The sequence below is a fragment of the Microbulbifer maximicatervae (SeqCode) genome (genome assembly GCF_052466985.1).
In genome coordinates, this window is sequence record NZ_CP174298.1 from 19,180 (window position 1) to 36,061 (window position 16,882).

Sequence of the window (16,882 nt, forward strand, 5' to 3'; positions counted from 1 at the left end):
TTTTCTTTCAATAGCCGGGTTAAAATTCACGCCATTTTTGTACCTTATAAATCTTACTTGTCTATATAAATAAGCTATTGGCTCGATAGCTTGTGAGAAGTGAATAAAGGTACCAAAATGGCCTTATAACCATTTCGGTGACAACAGTTTTTGGAAGAGGGATTTGTATTATGAAAAAAATCGATATTGGTATCAGTGAAAAGGATCGGGAAAAGATTGCTGCCGGTTTGAAACATTTGTTGGCAGATAGCTACACCCTTTACCTGCAAACCCACAACTTCCACTGGAATGTTACTGGGCCTCTGTTCCGCGAATTACACCTGATGTTTGAAGAGCATTACACCGAGCTGGCCACTGCGGTGGATGATATTGCCGAGCGCATTCGTACCCTCGGGGTTTCCGCTCCCGGTACTTACCAGGCTTTTGCTCAACTCAGCTCCATCAAAGAAGTTGTTGAGGTACCACCCGCGGAAGAAATGGTAAAAATTCTCACTAAAGGGCATGAGCAGGTGATCAAAACCTGTCGTGAAGTTTTAAAAGATGCCCAGGCGGGAGAAGATGAATCCACAGTTGCCCTGGTATCTGATCGTATGAGAGTTCACGAGAAAACGGCTTGGATGCTGCGCGCAACCAGCAGTCACTAGTCGCTCAAATAAGTAGAGGCACTTTTATAGACCTCAACCAGTAATCGCGGATAAAAACGCGGTTGCTGGTGCCGACAAGGTGCCTCGGCTCTTTAATAATATCCCCACCTCCTGACTCACTACTGGTGCCGATAGCGGCTGGCATTCCAGCCCATATTCCCGAACCTGGGTTTCGCACAAGCTCGGTACTGCACTAATCCCCATTCCCGCACGTACTAACTGGCCGATTGTGCTTAATTGATTAGCTTCGCAGATATAGTGAACTCCTTTGCCACTTTGCCCGAAGGCCTCATCGGTCCAGCGCCTCACCGCTGAGCCGCGGTTCATAGCAATAAAAGGAAAACTGGCCAGGTCACTCCAGCGCACTTTTCCTTTTTCGCTGAGGGGGTGCTGGGGTGGCATGACTGCGATAAAACGATCCCGGTGTAGGGGCACAAACTCAAGCCCACCTAAATCCTCGGGGCGAAAACTGATGCCCAGCTCTGCCCGGCCATCCTGCACCGCTTGGGTTACTCGTTCCATCACCACATCTTCCAACAGGATATTGATTTGTGGGTGCTGGCGGTGAAAATTGGCTAATAATTGGGGGAGTTGGTTGAGCGCATAGGCGGGAATTACTGCCAAGCGCAACTGCCCACGCTCCAGGCGAAAGGCCTGCTGTACCGCATCCAGGGATTGATCCCAGTTGTGCAGTAGTTGTTCGGCGCGGGAGAGAAATTCCTCACCCTCCGGGGTGAGAGTGAGTTGGCGGGCTTCTCGACTGAAAAGCGGGCCGCCAGTCGCATCCTCCAGATTGCGGATGGCAATGGACAGGGCTGGCTGGGAAGTGTGCAATTGAGCGCTGGCCTGGGCCAGGCTGCGGCTGCGGGCCACTGTGACAAAGGCGCGTAGTTGTTTGATCGTGGCACTCACGGCGGCTGGTTCCAGGGGAATTGATAGATTTGGCTATGTTAACTTTTATTTAACAAATCTAAAAAAGATTAAAATAGTTTTAAGTCGTGGGGCAGGGCATGATTGCTCCCCTTGTGCCCAAGAGGGCGATTCGAAAACACAATAATGAGCCACAAGGTCTGTTGAAATGAAGGACAACTCCCAACCGCTCTGGCAACCCAGCGCAGAGGCTATTGCCGCCACCCAGATGGATGAATTTCGTCGCAGGGTTAACCAGCAATACCAGCTGGATCTCAATGATTACGCGGCCTTATACCAATGGTCTGTAGATAATCGCGAAGCTTTCTGGCGGGAGTTGTGGGGTTACACCGGAGTTATTGCTGCAGATAAGGGTGATGAGACACTCAGTAACGACTCCATGCCTGGTGCGCAATGGTTTCCACAGGCACGCCTGAATTTTGCTGAGAACCTGCTGCGTTATCGCGATGACAAGGCTGCCCTGGTCGAGCGCCTGGAGAACGGTAGCCGCCGCGAGCTGAGCTACAAGGAGCTGTATGATCGGGTGGAGCGCCTATCAGCGGCCCTCGTTGCCCAAGGCGTTGTTGAGGGAGATCGGGTAGCGGGCTTTATGCCCAATGTGATCGATACCGTAGTGGCCATGTTGGCCACCACCAGCCTCGGTGCTATCTGGACCTCCTGCTCACCAGACTTTGGTATCAATGGAGTATTTGACCGCTTTGGCCAGGTGCAGCCGAAAGTACTATTTGCCTGTGAAGGATACTTCTATAACGGCAAGGTTATTGATTCACTGCCGCGTCTGCGCGAGATCATGCAGCGAATCGAATCTATAGAAACTTTGGTAGTAGTACCGGTTGCGCGCTCAGAAGAGGAAACTGCTCAGATACTAGCGGCAGAGCCGCTGGGTAAGGCGGTACTACTGCAAGCTTTTGAAGCTGCGGCGCCCGCTCGCGAACTCTCCTTTGTACAAACCGAATTTAATCACCCCCTGTACATCATGTACTCCTCAGGTACTACTGGTGTACCCAAGTGCATCGTCCACGGAGTGGGGGGCACTTTGCTCCAGCACCTGAAGGAGCATCGCTTGCATGGCGATCTGCGCCGTGAGGATGCACTTTTCTACTTCACCACCTGTGGCTGGATGATGTGGAACTGGCTGGTGAGTGGCCTGGCTTGTGGGGCGACTCTAGTGCTGTTTGATGGCTCACCTTTCTACCCTTCATCCCAAAGTCTATGGGATATGACCGATGAAGAGGGAATCAGTGTGTTTGGCACCAGTGCCAAATATATTGCTGCGCTGGAGAAGAGTGGCTGCAAACCCCGGGAGACCCACAAACTGGAGAAATTGCGTGCGGTGCTCTCCACAGGCTCTCCGCTGGCCCACGAAGGCTTCCGCTATGTCTACAGAGATATAAAAGCAGATCTCTGCTTATCCTCTATTTCCGGCGGCACCGATATTGTGTCTTGCTTTGCCCTTGGCAACCCAACTTTACCGGTCTATGCCGGTGAATTGCAGTGTCGCGGCTTGGGTATGGCGGTGGAAGTCTGGAATGATACAGGCAGTGCAGTGGTTGAAGAGAAAGGGGAGCTGGTTTGCTCCAAATCCTTCCCCTGTATGCCGATTGGCTTCTGGAACGATCCAGATGGAGCCAAGTACCGCGGTGCTTACTTTGAAAATTGGCCTGGTGTGTGGGCGCATGGGGACTATGCCGAGATTACGACACACGGTGGTGTTGTGATCTATGGCCGCTCCGATGCAGTACTTAATCCCGGCGGGGTGCGTATCGGAACCGCAGAGATTTACCGCCAGGTGGAGAAAGTCGAGGAGGTGCTCGATAGTATCTGTATCGGCCAGCCCTGGCACGACGATGTGCGGGTAGTGCTGTTTGTGGTTTTGCGAGAGGGTGTTGTACTGGACGAGGATCTGACCCAGAAAATCCGCTCCACGATTCGCGCCAATACCACGCCTCGCCATGTACCGGCAAAGGTGATCCAGGTGGCGGATATTCCTAAAACTATCAGCGGTAAGATTGTGGAACTGGCTGTGCGCAATGTGGTGGAGGGTAAACCGGTTAAAAATAAGGAGGCCCTGGCCAACCCTGAAGCCTTATCGTTATTTGAAAAGCTGCCGGAGTTGGCAGAGGAGTAAGTTAGGGAGCCTCTGAACAACTCCGTGATACCTCTGGCATGCAGAGCGGTTCACAATCAAGGCGCGGCTTCGCAGGAATGTCTAGACCTTTCAAGAGGTCGCAACGCGGAGTGTGGATCGCTCTGCATGCCCCGAAGGGCGGGCCTTGAAGGCCACAGCTGCTGCGTTGCAGCTCTTGCAAAGGGCTACGGCCATTCGCGGCGAGCTGCGCCTAACATCTGCAACCTTCAAGGCCCGCAGAGGCATTACGGAGTTATTCAGAGGCTCCTTAGGAGTAAGGGAGCGTAACCCGGCGCCATTTAGTTTGCTGCGGTTCTGCGCTACCCTTCACTTTATAAACACCAATAATTCACGGTAGAAAAACAGTCATGGTTACTTATTTGTACTGGGCAGCGGTGATTGCCCTGGTTATTGCTTCTCTTTTTATCGGCAGTCGCCTGGGCAGCCTTAAGATCGGCGCAATCGTGGCTGCGGTTTTCTTTGTTGGCGGCTGGCTTGCCTACTACTTTCACTATGAGCAGGTTTTCGTGAAGCGTTTTGGCGGGGTCATGCGTATCTCTGTGCCCGATGGGTACCGCCATATCGGCGCCACCTGGAAAGAAGATAATTTGTGGATCGAGAATTATAACCCCAAAACTAACCAGTGTATTTTCACGGAGTATTCCAAAGGAAATATTCTGGAAGGGCGGGTGATTATCCAGGATTGTAATCCCTTAATGCCCAGCCAAGGCACTCAGCCATAGAAGTCCCAAACGCCGAATCGGCTTATTGGCTGCTCAATAAGTCGATTTAATTATCCCAGCTGTTGTCATCAGCTGGATATTCCAGCCTACGGAGGGAACGGATACCCGGATTTTTTGCGGAGTAGCCGCTACTGACATTGGATAAAGATCTTGCGAATTCTCTTTGTCTCCCTACTTGTTGCCCTTCTAGCGCTGCCAATGCAGCTGGCAGCAGCCATCCCATTTTTTGATCGCTTGCCGGGTTTTACCCTGCTGGTGCAGGGCGATCCCCAGCTGCAGGAAAAATTGACCTCCGAGCTCAACGAGTTGCGCAAGAACAGTAGTGCGCTGGAAAACTACGATGATCCGGCGGATATTGCGCACTATGAGCGGGGTAACCTGGAAAAATTACTGCGTGCGCAGGGATATTATGATGCCACTGTGTATGAGTCTGTTTCTGGCAACCAAATTTTCTATAGTGTCACTCCCGGCCCCCAGTACCATATCAAGAGCCTGGATATTATTATGCCGGCCGGTTTGCGGGCAGGCTTTAGTGGTTTGCCTATCCATGTTGGAGATCCCCTGATTGCCAGCAAGGTACTTGAGGGCGTAAAAAAAATTACCAAGTACCTCAATGAAAATGCCTGTCTGCTGAATGTGGATGTCAGCTACCAGGCAACGGTGATTCACCGGGAAGCTGCTGCGAGACTGGAATATCGGGTGGCCCCCAGTCCCGAAGTCCATATTGGCCAAGTCCGCATTGAAGGAGTCACCTCTATTGAAGAGGACTACCTGTTGGATAAGGTCAAGATTAAATCCGGAGATTGCTTCAGCCGCAGTAAACTGGATGCTGCGCAGTTGCGCCTGCTGCGCACCAACTTAATTGCCAATGTAAATACTGAAGTTTCTGAACCCTACGATGGGTTGGTGGATGTTACTTTTGTTATTCAGGAACGCAATCACCGCACCATAACCTTGGGGGTGGGGTACACCTCTGATGAGGGAGCCGGTATTTCAGCAGCCTGGGAACATCGCAATGTTTTCCATCGTGGGGAAAAAATTGAAGTCGAAAGTAAGCTGAACGAGGTAAAGCAAACCCTGGAAGGCAAGCTCACTATTCCCCGTTTCTTCCATGACAAGCAACGCTTGACCGCCAGTATTGCTTTGGAAGGAGAGGATGTTGATTCCTACCGTTCAGAGTCCCTGACATTCAGTGCACTGGTATCGAGAAAGATCAGTAAGCATCGCACGCTGAGTGGTGGCGCTGAGCTGAAATTCAGTGAAGTGGACGAGAAGGTGGAAGGGGCAGTTGAAGCAGATGATCCCGATGAAAACTACACGCTGTTAGCTTTCCCCTTGGGCTTTAAATTAAACACGACAGACAAACCCCTGGATGCCCGCCGTGGCGCCACTTCTGCGTTGGAAGTAAAACCCTATATCGATCTTAGAAATACCAACACCACCTTTATTAAAAATACCCTACAGCTCACTGCGTATAAAACAGCCGATGACTGGCGTTATAAGCCCACCTTGGCAATAAGGTTGAAAGCCGGGGCAATTACAGGAGAGTCGAATCTTGAGCTGCCTGCGGATGAGCGCTTTTATGCCGGTGGCGGTGGCTCCGTGCGGGGTTATGGTTACCAGGAGTTGGGTCCGCGACTTATTGAGATTAATGATGAGGGTGAGGAAACCCTCTCCGATGCTATCGGTGGTCGGGGACTTAGCGAGATTTCTTTTGAGGGCCGTTTTCGTTTTACGGATACCTGGGGAGGTGTGATTTTTCTCGATGGCGGCAATGCCTATGAGGACGCAGCGCCCAAGTTTTCTGACCTGTTTTGGGGAACGGGTTTTGGCGTGCGCTATATCACCTCCTTTGCCCCCATCCGCATGGACATCGCCTTTCCTCTCGATCGCCGTGAGGGCATCGATGATCGCTATCAGGTGTATGTGAGCTTGGGGCAGGCATTCTGATGCGCTGGTTGGGCCTGTTTGCGCTGGGCGTTGCCCACTGGGTGGGTGCTTTCCTGCGTGGGCTCTGGCGCTCTCTGGGTGCTGGGGGTTCCCTGGTAACAGGCATTTGTCTGTTCCTCCTGATGTCCGCTATCTATTTCCTCAGCACGGAACCGGGGCGCGTCGGCCTTACTCGTGGGGCTTTTTACGCTGCCGAGCAACTGGTGGACGACCTCGAAATTGAGGCAGAGGGAATTCGCAGTGAAAAATTAGGATTTTGGTTTTTCGAGCGACTGAGAATTGACTATCGAGCTAATACGCTTGCCGAAGCCCAGGACCTGGAAGTTAATCTCAACAGCTTGTCCCGAAATCCCATCGATATCGAGCGAGTGGGGGCCAAAGATTTACTGCTCAACCTGAATATCCTCAATGAACTTCTCTCTGCGCTGGCAGATTCCGGCGAAGAGGAGGTTGAAGTTGTCAGTGAGGAGCAGCCATCGACTACTTGGGAGTTGCTAGTTCCTGGGTTTCGTTTGGCGCAGCTGGATATAGCTCGCCTGCAATTGGTGGACAGCCGGTTGACGGGGATTCCCCCTGTTGCTATTCAGGCTGACGCCCAATACCGCTGGCAGGATAAACCGGCGCAGCTATTTATCGAAGTGAGTGAGCTGAATGGTTCCGAGTTTAATCTCACTGTAAATGGCCGGATGCAGGGCGAGCGCTTTGTAATCGATTTCTCTACCAGTGAGGTGGGCCAGGGGTTTGTCAGCCGACAGCTGCATCTGCCGGAAAATCAGGTATTGGATGCTCGCGGCGAATTATCCCTGCGTAAGCAGGGTGAAAAACTGCTGCTGGATATTAATTCGATCGCAGCTCCTCTAGCAGAACATCAGCTGGATCTGACAGGGAGTATCGAAGCCGATATTAACCCCTGGCGCTTATCTTCAACGGGGATTTGGCTGCGAGTGGATGAGCGGCGCAGTACGATTAAAGGCAGTATCAGCGCGGACGGTGTCAATGGGACAGTTAATCTCAATCAAATCCCGCTAACGCTTTCCCGCCCTTGGCAGGATATCCTGGACAGTGGTTGGCTCAGCGCAGATTTTTCAGTGCAGGGCTCCCTGAAACAGCCGAATATTAATGGCAGCTTACAAGTGGAAAGCAGCTATCGGCAGCAGCCCCTGCAATTGGAAGGCCGGGTCGATACCCAGGCAGGTGTGATTGACTTGCAAGCCTTGTCTTTACACTTTGCCGGTGCACGGATCGAAGTGCTCGGTAGTGTAGATATGAATTTGAAAGCACTGGATTTGGTGGGAGAGATTGATGAGTTGGGAGTTGAAGAAATTCGCCGGCTTGCAGCTTCGCTACCCCGGGCTGATAGGGTAGATATCCCCACTGCTTTATCCGGCACCTTGCACCAGTTGCGTGTGGAGGCCATCGGCTCATGGAAAAACCCAAACCTCAATTTGTCCCTGAGTGCAGTGAGTGTTTACCACGACTTACAGGGTGAGTTGTCGGCGGCGATAAGTGGAAACCTGCACGCGCTGACCATTGATGAATTGGTGTTTACCGGTGAGAAGCTAAATCTGGAAGTGATCGGTCAGCTTGATATTGAACAGAAGCAGCTGGATTTACACGGGCAGATCGACGGCAAAAATATCAGTTTGCGCGATGACCTTGGAGTTGCCGCAGCAGAGGGGGTAAGCCTAGGGGGATCTTCCGAAGTAACGGTCCAGGGGGAGTGGAGTAATCCCCAGGTAAGTATTTTACTGGATTCCAATGGCGTCGCGCAGGATTACCCCTTTAACTTAAAAGGGGAAGCCAGTGGCGATATGGACCTGATAGAGGTCAGTGACCTGCGATTGGAGTTATTTACCAACGGCAATGGCAACCAGTTTGGTTCATCCTCAAGCAGAGGCCCTCAGTCCCCCGTGATTGCCTCAGGTTTTGATAAAGGGGAGCCGGAGCCCCTACAGAGCCAAAGCCGCCTGACAGCCCTCGCTGAAGATGCCCAGCAGCTGGGTCGGGTGGGGGTGGCATTGCTGCAGGCCGATGGTTCTATCGAACCTCGGCAAGACCGATTACAAATTGATATGGGCGCGCGCAATCTACCGCTGTTCCTGGTAGATATTGTCGGTCTCTCTCTCCCTAACTCCCTTGAAGGGGAGTTGAGCTTGGATGGCAGGGTTGATGGGGCTATTTCAGACCCGCAGATTAAAGCCAACCTGATCGCCCAGGGAGAATTTCATCTGGAGCCCTGGCATGTACAGGGTACTTTGGACTATGCAGACAGGAGCCTGGTAACTGATGGTATCGAGCTGCTATGGGCGGGTCGCAACCAATTATCGATACTGGGTAGCTTGAATGCAGAGCGACTGGATTTAGAGCTGCGCGGCCAGGGTGATCTATCGGATTTGGCGAATAGTTTTTCTAGCGGTAGGGCGGGTAATGGTGATGTCAGCCTTTATGCCAGTATTGGTGGAAGCCCCAAGCAGCCTGAATTCCAAGGGGAGTTGCGAGCTACCGGAGAAGCCCTGGGGCGAGGGCAGCGCGGAATCCAGGTTCAACCGCTTTCGATAGTATTGGATTGGCAGACAGAGAATGGAGAGCTGGATGCATCCCTGATTGCCCAACACGGCGGTAGCAACGCAGTAAATAGCCAAGTAAGTGTATTGATTGCACCGATCTTCGAGCAACTATTTGCTGAGAATAATCAAACTGGTGGCCTGCGAAATGTGCCCTTTCAATTGCAGGGGCGCGGTACGGCCGATTTGTCAGTGATTGCGGAATATATTGATCCCCGTGTCCACCGTATGCGCGGTTTGCTCAGTTTCAATGTTGACGGTACCGGAAATTGGCAGCGTCCTCTATTAACCGGTGATATCGAATTGAGTAATGGTCGCTATGAGCACCGACCGAGCCATACTCGCATTGCGGATATTAATTTCTACGCGCAGCTGTCTCCTGAGGAGTGGCGGATTGTGCGAGGAAGTGCTACCGATGGTGATGGTGGGCGGATAAACCTGGGAGGGGCGGTCTTTTTACCTCCGGATAGCTCGCCCAGTTTTGATATCGTATTAAGCCTCAGTCGGGCCCACTTGCTTAACTCACCGGGAGTACGCGGTGCAATATCCGGCGATGCCCGTTTGTCGGGCTCAACCCAGGATGCAGAAATTACCGGGCGATTCACTTTGAAGCCGCTGGCTGTACAGATTGAGCAATGGATCGGCAGCAGTGTTCCAGAAATCCAGGTGGTGGAAGTTCAGGTCGATGGCCCACAGGTGCAGCGATCATCTCCCTTGTTTAGCAAAATTGGATTGGATGTAGAGATTGTTTTGGACCAGCAATCCTATGTGCGCGGACTTGGCTTAAATTCTCAATTGCGCGGCGTGGTGGATATTCGAGGCACTGCAGATAAGCCAAAAGCCTCCGGCGAATTAACAATTGTTCGCGGCAGCTTTGATTTATTCGGTAAGAAATTTGATCTGGAAGATGGAGAAATTCGCTTCGAGAATAATGAGGTCGCTATCCTGGTTGAAGGTGCCTATGAATATAGCGATGGAGAAATAACCGCGCAGATATCAGGTACTGCTGCGGACTTGGATATTACATTTACCTCTGACCCCTCGGCCTCTCAGGATGAGATACTGGCGCAGTTGCTTTTTGGGAAGTCATTATCAGATATTTCACCTTTACAGGCTGTTCGTTTGGTTAGTGTTGTTCGCAGTTTGCAGTCGGGTCGAGCGGTATTGGACCCTATCGCTAAGACACGTGAGCTGTTGCATCTGGATACACTCAATATTGAGCAGGAGGAGGGAGATGAAGGTGATGAATACGCATTGAGCTTGGGCAAATATATTACCAATCGAATTTATGTGGAATTACAGAGAAGTACCGATCCTCTCAGTCCCTGGCAGGCGGAGATGCAAATAGAACTTAGGGATAACCTCAACCTGGAGTTCAAAAGTGCCGATGACGGTGACAGTGGTTCCGGTAGTGTAGAGTTACAGTGGAAAAAAGATTATTAGGGTTTTCGCCACTAACCCCCTATCGTTGTAAGAAGCATCGCTAATATTTGGTGATTAGCATATCCGTTATTTTTAACGTGCAACCTGGCTGGGGTGGATTGTTGACGCCCCAGTTGTCGATCACGATCATCATGGATTCATCAAAAATTGCAGGCCCCTTTTCCCGGTAGGCATGCCAAACCTGATTTGAATCATCGCACTTAGACGCAGATGCTCCACACACTCTTATATCCCATTGATAGGTTCCACTAGCTTCACCCGATATGATTTTCCTGGATGTAAAAGTTATATGCTGTTGGGCACCACTCTTCACCTGTAGGGGACCTGTTTGGCTTGTCCACGCCGCCTGTTTGGGAAGCCCTCCCCAATTGGAAGCGAAACCTCCCGGACCATTGGAGCCTGTTGTTTCTACAAAATCGACTTCCCGCTGCCCCCCGGCCCAACATCCACCGGGTTGTCCACACCAGGGAAACATATAAACGGCAATCCACTCTTTAGCACCACATTTACGTGGGGGCACGTCAACCTTAAAGTCAATTGCAGAAATATCTTTCATTCTAATCTCGGTATTCCCGCACTGAACCGCAGATGTATAAGCGCAGGAGCCTTTGGTATCGCCATCCATAATAATAACGCCGGATCCTTCCGTATTGCTTGGTTGAAAGCTGATTTTAGTGCAGCGATTGTTCTTGGCCACTTTGTCATCTTGATGATTGAATATGGGCTTACATGTTGTTGCTGATGCCAGATTTAAGGTGGATAGGGCAGCAAAGATCAGGACGAGTCGGGTTGCTTGTAGCATGGTGTGGAGCTTGCAAACTATAAAACTCAATAAATTATAGTTTGTGTCTTGATGATCAGGCTTTAGTAGAAATGTTTAGCCTGTCAATAAGATAAATTTTGGCTGGTAGCACAAAGGTCACTTTCACTTATCCAGAAGGTAACCTTTTTATAGATGAAGTCCAATGATCATTGAGTGCTTACAAATGATTCTGAACGTAACTTAAAACGTCTGTTGGAGCGCAGTTGTCCTTAAATCTATCTTGCAGGCTGTAGGCCATTTTTTCCAGAGGTGCACCGTTGTAGCCGTAGGTCTGAATTTCACTGATATAACGTTTGATAAATGACTCTGCTCCCAAGAGAGACCATTGGTGGACATGGACTAACTCATGGAAATGGAGGGAAATGTCCGCAGCAAAAGGTGTTTTGACAAAGTAGGTATCTTTGTAAGTGATACCGGCTACTTCCATGTCGACAAAGTCACCCAGACCAGCCTGGTAGAGCTCGGGAAACCTCGGTTTTGGAATATTATCAACCACTACAAAGTAGCTTTTGCTAAGAAATTCTTCCGTATAATACCCTGAAAACTTCTCTGTGAACCTTGCGCAAGATTGTCTCTCTTCCTTGAAGTCTATCAGTGTTTGATCAATCCAATGGTCTATTTTTTGCAACATCTATATCGTCCTGATTGGGAGGCAACTCTGGGGCTTTGCTCACCCCAGAACAGAATTTTTAATATACGAAATAAAGTTGTGCCGAGAGTTATACGTAGGAGTATATCACCGATCTACTTTCTTTTTTCTTTTGAAGATATTTCTTGCAGGGATAGTAAAGTATCGCAATCAGAGCAATCCAGTAAGCATAGGTTCTCAGTAAGTTAGGTGTGTAGCCCTCAGGCCATACTTTGGAGCCATTGAAGAAATTGGTTGCTACTCCAAACTCTAAGTAGCTCCATAGATGTGCGGACAGATTGATCACTGGGACATGGAGTAAATAGAAGAACAATGAGGCCTGCCCAAAGAGGAGCAATACATCCAGTATTCGGTTTTGCCGATTTTCAACGATAGCCATGATCAAGAAAACTATACTCATTGTCATAAGGATATAGCTGAACGACATTGGGTATTTAGCGGTGTTGATAAAGCCCAGAAGCCCCTGCTGTGAATTCCAATCATTGGGGTCGCCAAAGCCTATTAGTCTAACTGCAATAAATATAATCGATAGCGCAGTTGCTGTTGTTATTAGTAGACGCACTCGTTGCTTGTTTGCCATCTCGTAAAGAGGCCCAAATACATAGCCAAGGTACATAAGAGCAAAGAGGGGAATAATATTGTAAGCAGCAAAAATCCCGGTGTTGAACTCGAAAAGTCTAAAACTAGTGCGTACATGCGCAAGAATCCAAAGCCATTCATAGCCACCTAATAGCTGGCGCATGAAGTCATCATTCAGGTATCCATGTAAGGATATTACGGCCAGGCAAACGATGGTGGTCCAAATCATTGGAAAATAGATTAAGCCCGCCAGTATGATCATGGATATGCCCAGGGCCCAGATTACCTGTACAAAAGCGTAATTATAAGCAAACTGCCAAGAGAGGTTTACCAAGGTTAGTTCGAGGATAACTAGTACTAACCCTCGAAGCATTAAGAATTTTGCCAACTCCGGCTTGGAGTTAAGTTTTTTACCGTGAAAGTAGGCACTCAATCCTGTAAGAAATATAAATCCAGGGGCACATATATGCGTGATCCAACGAGTTAAAAACAAAGCGATGGACGATTGGGATAGGTCCAATGGGTCAAACTGGGTCGAAGTCCAATAATCTCGAGTATGATCGAGGGCCATAATAATTACTAATATACCTCTAGTGATGTCTATTGCTGGATATCGCAATTTGTTATCTCCAAAGTTAGTGGGTTTTATAGCGTTTTCTCTCTAAGGGTTCTTGTTACCTTGAGGTTGGAACATAAGAGAGTTAAAGAGAGCTATAAATGATGTCTCTTGGTCTTTGTTTGTTGTTGTTTGGAGGCAGGTGGGAGCTGTCTGCCTTTCATATTGTACATATATTCTTCAGGCAACCAATTGCTTTTTAATTGTGTGATATGTAGGTGGAGGGACGATAGTGTAGGAATTTTTGGTTCTGGCAAGGCCAAGAAATTTTGCCTACCTAATAATCAATATTATTTAATTTGTTTGGTTTTGCTTTTAGCCTAGGGGCAGTTAGAGGCCGGATTATGGATTTGAAAGTAAGACAAAATCAGTGATCGCGGCCTGTTCCCAGTGAATATATTTTCCTGTGGTTAAAAGAGGGGTTTTATCAATAACTGCTTCAAAATTATTAAGCTACAGGTGGAGCATATCAGTTTACTTCGATATTACCGTGCTTCGCCTGAGTCACTACGGTATACGGCAAAACAACGGTATCAGCGGCTACAGAAAAAACAGCATCTATAGCTACCAGTGGAACACGGTTGATAGTTGATCCAGTATTTACAGTCTGACTGGGTTCGCTATTTAGCAAGCAAAAGGAGTAAGAGGTTCCGCTATAAACTCTTGGAATACTTTCGCAATAGCTTTTGTGGCCTCTATGAGTGATATCTACCTGATTATTCTTAGGGTTAACTGTCTTCACTGTGGCACATGATACACAAACTAGAGAGGCTGATACTAAAGAAATAATACGTTTCACAAACTAATCCTTGCTGATGTGATCTTTTGCGGGGCTATAGAGTAGTGTTTTCTAAATTGGTTCCAGATTTTGTGTGTACTATAAGTATTATCTGTACTCAATTGGAAGGGAAGAAAGTCAAAATTTTCACATCTAAGGTTTACTTTGTCGCTGCTTAGCGGTATCTCAAACTCAGAACATTAGTTTCAAGTAAAGGGCGGACTGATATACGATATTGGTTAGAATTTAAATATTTTTTGCCTGATAGTAATTTTTTAGAGTTATACCCATTTGGCCTCTATGCCTTTTCTTTTGAAATCTTCTAAAATTTCTGGATTTTCTTCATTGTAGAAAAGTATGAGCTTTTTCAGGTTTGGTAGGAGGTTTGTGTCTTCGGTGGAATGGATATCAAAGTCGTCAGTAGTTCCACACCAAAAGGGAATGATTTGTAACCAGATATGGCCACCCCCATCCTGATGAAGGTCAGTTATATCGTTTAGCCATTCTTTCTTAATTGGAATGGACCGGAAGTGGTCGAGAGCTTCCGGGATAGGCTCGTACCCTTCTTCTTCTATATCTATATTTCTTTTGGTGTAACTATCGGCAAACTGAAAAATATCGAATTCAGACTGTATTACCTTATAATGGTACATTAACTTATCCAGGACTAATAATCTGAAGTTTTCATCCTTGAATTCCGCATATTCACTCATTTTTAAGTCTACCTTTACTTTCCATATAAGTATTGTGAGATCCATTTTTTTCATTGTCTACAATATATTTCGTAATAGGGAAAGTTCTTTCGGCTTGAGAGAATAAAAGTAGTTTTTACTAGGTCAATCAAGAATTTTAGGTATATCTTTGGCGGTTAAGTAATGCCGATAAGTTAGAGAATTTGAGTTATCGTACTAATTGCGAATGTTGCTTGTTTCAAATGCCCGCCAAAACTCCCGCTCATAGGCTTGGATTAACCGCACGCGAATGGCAATATCATTTTCTCGAACACCTGAAGCTAGTCCTCTTGCAATTATATCGATAGCCTGTTCCCTGAACCCTTCTGGAAGTTGGCTAAAAGTCATTAAGAAACTGAGCTGTTCATTGGTAAAGCGTTTATTTTGTTTGAGAGCTTTTGCAACGCGCTCAGCATTTTTGCCAAAACTCTGAAAGTTGATTAACAGGGCAGCGGCAATTTCGGCGGGTGTAGCGTAGTTGGCTAGCCAGGTAGTATAGGCTGGATAGGCTTGGGCACCTGCGAGTGGTTGGTATTGGGCGATCTGCTCGGGTGAGATGCCCAATGCTTGAATTAGGTTAGGTAACAGGGTATTAGCTTGAATTTCTGCTGTCGTAATTCGAGTAAAAAATGCTCTGGTACTATGTCCCGGTAAGCCACCAAAACGATGCAGAGATAGTGCATTACTTCTCAAGTCCGATAAGTTAATAAGGCGTTGCTCCATTGCGAAAGCCTGTAACTTAGCGTCCGGTAGAGTATTTTTTTCCAGCTGTAGAACAAAGACAGGAGTAGGGCCCTTGAGATACAGCTTTTCAAGGCGCTCTATCAGAGCCTTTGCATCCTGTTGGTTTGTGGCGATATCTGCTGTGGCCGGTTGAGTGATGGCCAAAAGAACAACCAGTCCCACAAGAGCGAATCTTAAACAATGCGTATTGGCCACTATTCCAACTCCGCTGGTGCACGAAATAAGCATAGCAGGAAGACAGAAACTGGACTGGTAGCGTATTTGTCAGGCCACAGTACTTTTTCTGCGTATTAATTCGGCGGGATCAATTCGATAGAAATGACTTAACTCCTTATAGAGCTCCGGGTGTAAGGCGTGCATAGCCGTTGGGATCGTATAGAAACTTTCTGTTGCTACAGCAAAGAACTCAGCGGGAGACTGGGCGCCGTATAAATCGAGCACAGAGGGTGTATCACCAGGAAACTCACCGAATTCAGCTCTTTGTCTCAAACGGTGGAATTCCCGGCTCATAACCTCAGCCCAGGTGGCCCCTTCATCACTGCTTTCAAATAGAGGGCGGCCATCAAAGTAACCATCCTCTTCATCGACTTTGTGGGCGAACTCGTGCAGGGCGACGTTGTGGCCCCGTTCAGGCGACTGTAAATCTTTCTCCAGGTCACCCCAGGAGAGGACTACGGGTCCACGATAATGTGCCTCCCCTTCACGGGCACTGTGCCTGGCTGTTTCTATATAGCCTTCCCGACGTGTTTCGTGAGCGACATAGGTGTCTGGGTAGAGCAACAGGCTGTAAAGGTTGGGGTAGCATTCATTCTTGCGGCCCAATAGGAGTAGGCAGGCATGGGCAGCGATGGCCACCTTCATGCGTTCATTGACCTGAAGCCCCTCGCAACCGACAAACTCTTTGCCGTGGAGAAATAGGGCGATATTACTGCATAACTCTTGCTGTTGATTGGAGTTAAGGTAGTGATAGAGAGGAAGATTTTCCCTAATGAGTTGTAGCTGTTCCCGTGTTAAGGGTTGTGAGCGGAGGTAAAAAATGCGCCACTGTCGGTAGAAGTGGGGAACCAGCCATATCGCCAGGGCCAGCAGGATAATTGCGATAAAAGCACTCACAGCTTAAACACCGGTTGTTTGCGTGAGATATTATCTTCCAGCTTAAATTCTTGGCAGGGAGTCCCCTGGTGAAATTTCATTTGCCACTGCCCTTTACTTCTAACCCAAATAGATGATCGCTTACAAAACCCCTTGTACTCCCCTTGCTGGCCTCGCCGTGCAGATTTATACAACAGCATAATGACTGTGTCAGAGAGAGGAATGCATTCATAGTTTTGGCTGTGAATTTCCCAGCCCGTATTTTCCTCCTGTTGCATTGATCGCACTATTGCCTTGAAATCAAAGGTCCGCCCGGATTTCCCTACCTCTATAAAATCAGGGCTTAGCAGCTTGCTAATGACTTCAGGGTCTTTGCGTATCTCGAACTGATGCAGCTTTGTTTCATTCTCAATCAGAATATCGGTAATCTCATGTATCACTGTTTTACCCGGTATGCCCCAGTTGCGA

14 protein-coding genes are annotated in these 16,882 nt (G+C 48.4%); 5 read left to right on the forward strand and 9 right to left on the reverse strand.

Annotated features, from left to right (window positions below):
- The first annotated feature begins 170 nt into the window (after nt 1–170).
- A complete protein-coding gene (locus ACJJI3_RS00080) occupies nt 171–644 on the forward strand; it encodes a Dps family protein (RefSeq protein WP_108734073.1) in 474 nt (157 codons plus the stop codon).
- A gap of 33 nt (nt 645–677) precedes the next feature.
- Here ACJJI3_RS00080 and ACJJI3_RS00085 read toward each other — a convergent pair whose 3' ends face one another.
- Nucleotides 678–1,556 carry a LysR family transcriptional regulator gene (locus tag ACJJI3_RS00085; protein WP_444941062.1) on the reverse strand — a complete coding sequence of 293 codons (879 nt, stop codon included), beginning with the start codon at nt 1,554–1,556 and terminating at the stop codon, nt 678–680.
- 166 nt (nt 1,557–1,722) lie between these two features.
- Between ACJJI3_RS00085 and ACJJI3_RS00090 the strand changes: the two genes are divergently transcribed.
- The 4 genes from ACJJI3_RS00090 to ACJJI3_RS00105 all read left to right on the forward strand — a co-directional run bounded on the left by ACJJI3_RS00090 (nt 1,723) and on the right by ACJJI3_RS00105 (nt 10,402).
- Entirely contained in the window at nt 1,723–3,702 is a 1,980-nt protein-coding gene (locus ACJJI3_RS00090; protein ID WP_444941063.1) for an acetoacetate--CoA ligase, read from the forward strand.
- 368 nt (nt 3,703–4,070) lie between these two features.
- Nucleotides 4,071–4,445: a hypothetical protein gene (locus tag ACJJI3_RS00095; protein ID WP_108734070.1), complete on the forward strand. Its 375-nt coding sequence runs from the start codon at nt 4,071–4,073 to the stop codon at nt 4,443–4,445.
- Nucleotides 4,446–4,595: 150 nt separating this feature from the next.
- Nucleotides 4,596–6,395 (forward strand): autotransporter assembly complex protein TamA, encoded by a 1,800-nt coding sequence (locus ACJJI3_RS00100; protein ID WP_444941064.1) that lies wholly within the window; start codon nt 4,596–4,598, stop codon nt 6,393–6,395.
- Entirely contained in the window at nt 6,395–10,402 is a 4,008-nt protein-coding gene (locus ACJJI3_RS00105) for a translocation/assembly module TamB domain-containing protein (RefSeq protein ID WP_444941065.1), read from the forward strand. The genes ACJJI3_RS00100 and ACJJI3_RS00105 overlap by 1 nt, the downstream gene beginning before the upstream one ends.
- 40 nt (nt 10,403–10,442) lie before the next feature.
- Here the strand turns inward: ACJJI3_RS00105 and ACJJI3_RS00110 are convergent, their stop codons facing one another.
- The 8 genes from ACJJI3_RS00110 to ACJJI3_RS00145 form a co-directional block, all read right to left on the reverse strand.
- Nucleotides 10,443–11,204, reverse strand: coding sequence for a hypothetical protein (locus ACJJI3_RS00110; protein ID WP_444941066.1), 762 nt, complete (start codon nt 11,202–11,204; stop codon nt 10,443–10,445).
- A gap of 178 nt (nt 11,205–11,382) precedes the next feature.
- Nucleotides 11,383–11,856: a hypothetical protein gene (locus ACJJI3_RS00115; protein ID WP_444941067.1), complete on the reverse strand. Its 474-nt coding sequence runs from the start codon at nt 11,854–11,856 to the stop codon at nt 11,383–11,385.
- A gap of 88 nt (nt 11,857–11,944) precedes the next feature.
- Nucleotides 11,945–13,072 (reverse strand): acetyltransferase domain-containing protein, encoded by a 1,128-nt coding sequence (locus ACJJI3_RS00120; RefSeq protein ID WP_444941068.1) that lies wholly within the window; start codon nt 13,070–13,072, stop codon nt 11,945–11,947.
- Between the two features lie 466 nt (nt 13,073–13,538).
- Nucleotides 13,539–13,868, reverse strand: coding sequence for a YceK/YidQ family lipoprotein (locus ACJJI3_RS00125; protein ID WP_413662864.1), 330 nt, complete (start codon nt 13,866–13,868; stop codon nt 13,539–13,541).
- 260 nt (nt 13,869–14,128) lie between these two features.
- Nucleotides 14,129–14,614, reverse strand: coding sequence for a DUF6892 domain-containing protein (locus ACJJI3_RS00130; protein ID WP_444941069.1), 486 nt, complete (start codon nt 14,612–14,614; stop codon nt 14,129–14,131).
- A gap of 141 nt (nt 14,615–14,755) precedes the next feature.
- Nucleotides 14,756–15,484, reverse strand: coding sequence for a thiaminase II/PqqC family protein (locus ACJJI3_RS00135; RefSeq protein ID WP_444941070.1), 729 nt, complete (start codon nt 15,482–15,484; stop codon nt 14,756–14,758).
- 102 nt (nt 15,485–15,586) lie between these two features.
- Entirely contained in the window at nt 15,587–16,435 is an 849-nt protein-coding gene (locus ACJJI3_RS00140) for a M90 family metallopeptidase (protein ID WP_444941071.1), read from the reverse strand.
- Nucleotides 16,432–16,854, reverse strand: coding sequence for a nuclear transport factor 2 family protein (locus ACJJI3_RS00145; protein WP_444914403.1), 423 nt, complete (start codon nt 16,852–16,854; stop codon nt 16,432–16,434). The genes ACJJI3_RS00140 and ACJJI3_RS00145 overlap by 4 nt, the downstream gene beginning before the upstream one ends.
- Between the last annotated feature and the right edge of the window lie 28 nt (nt 16,855–16,882).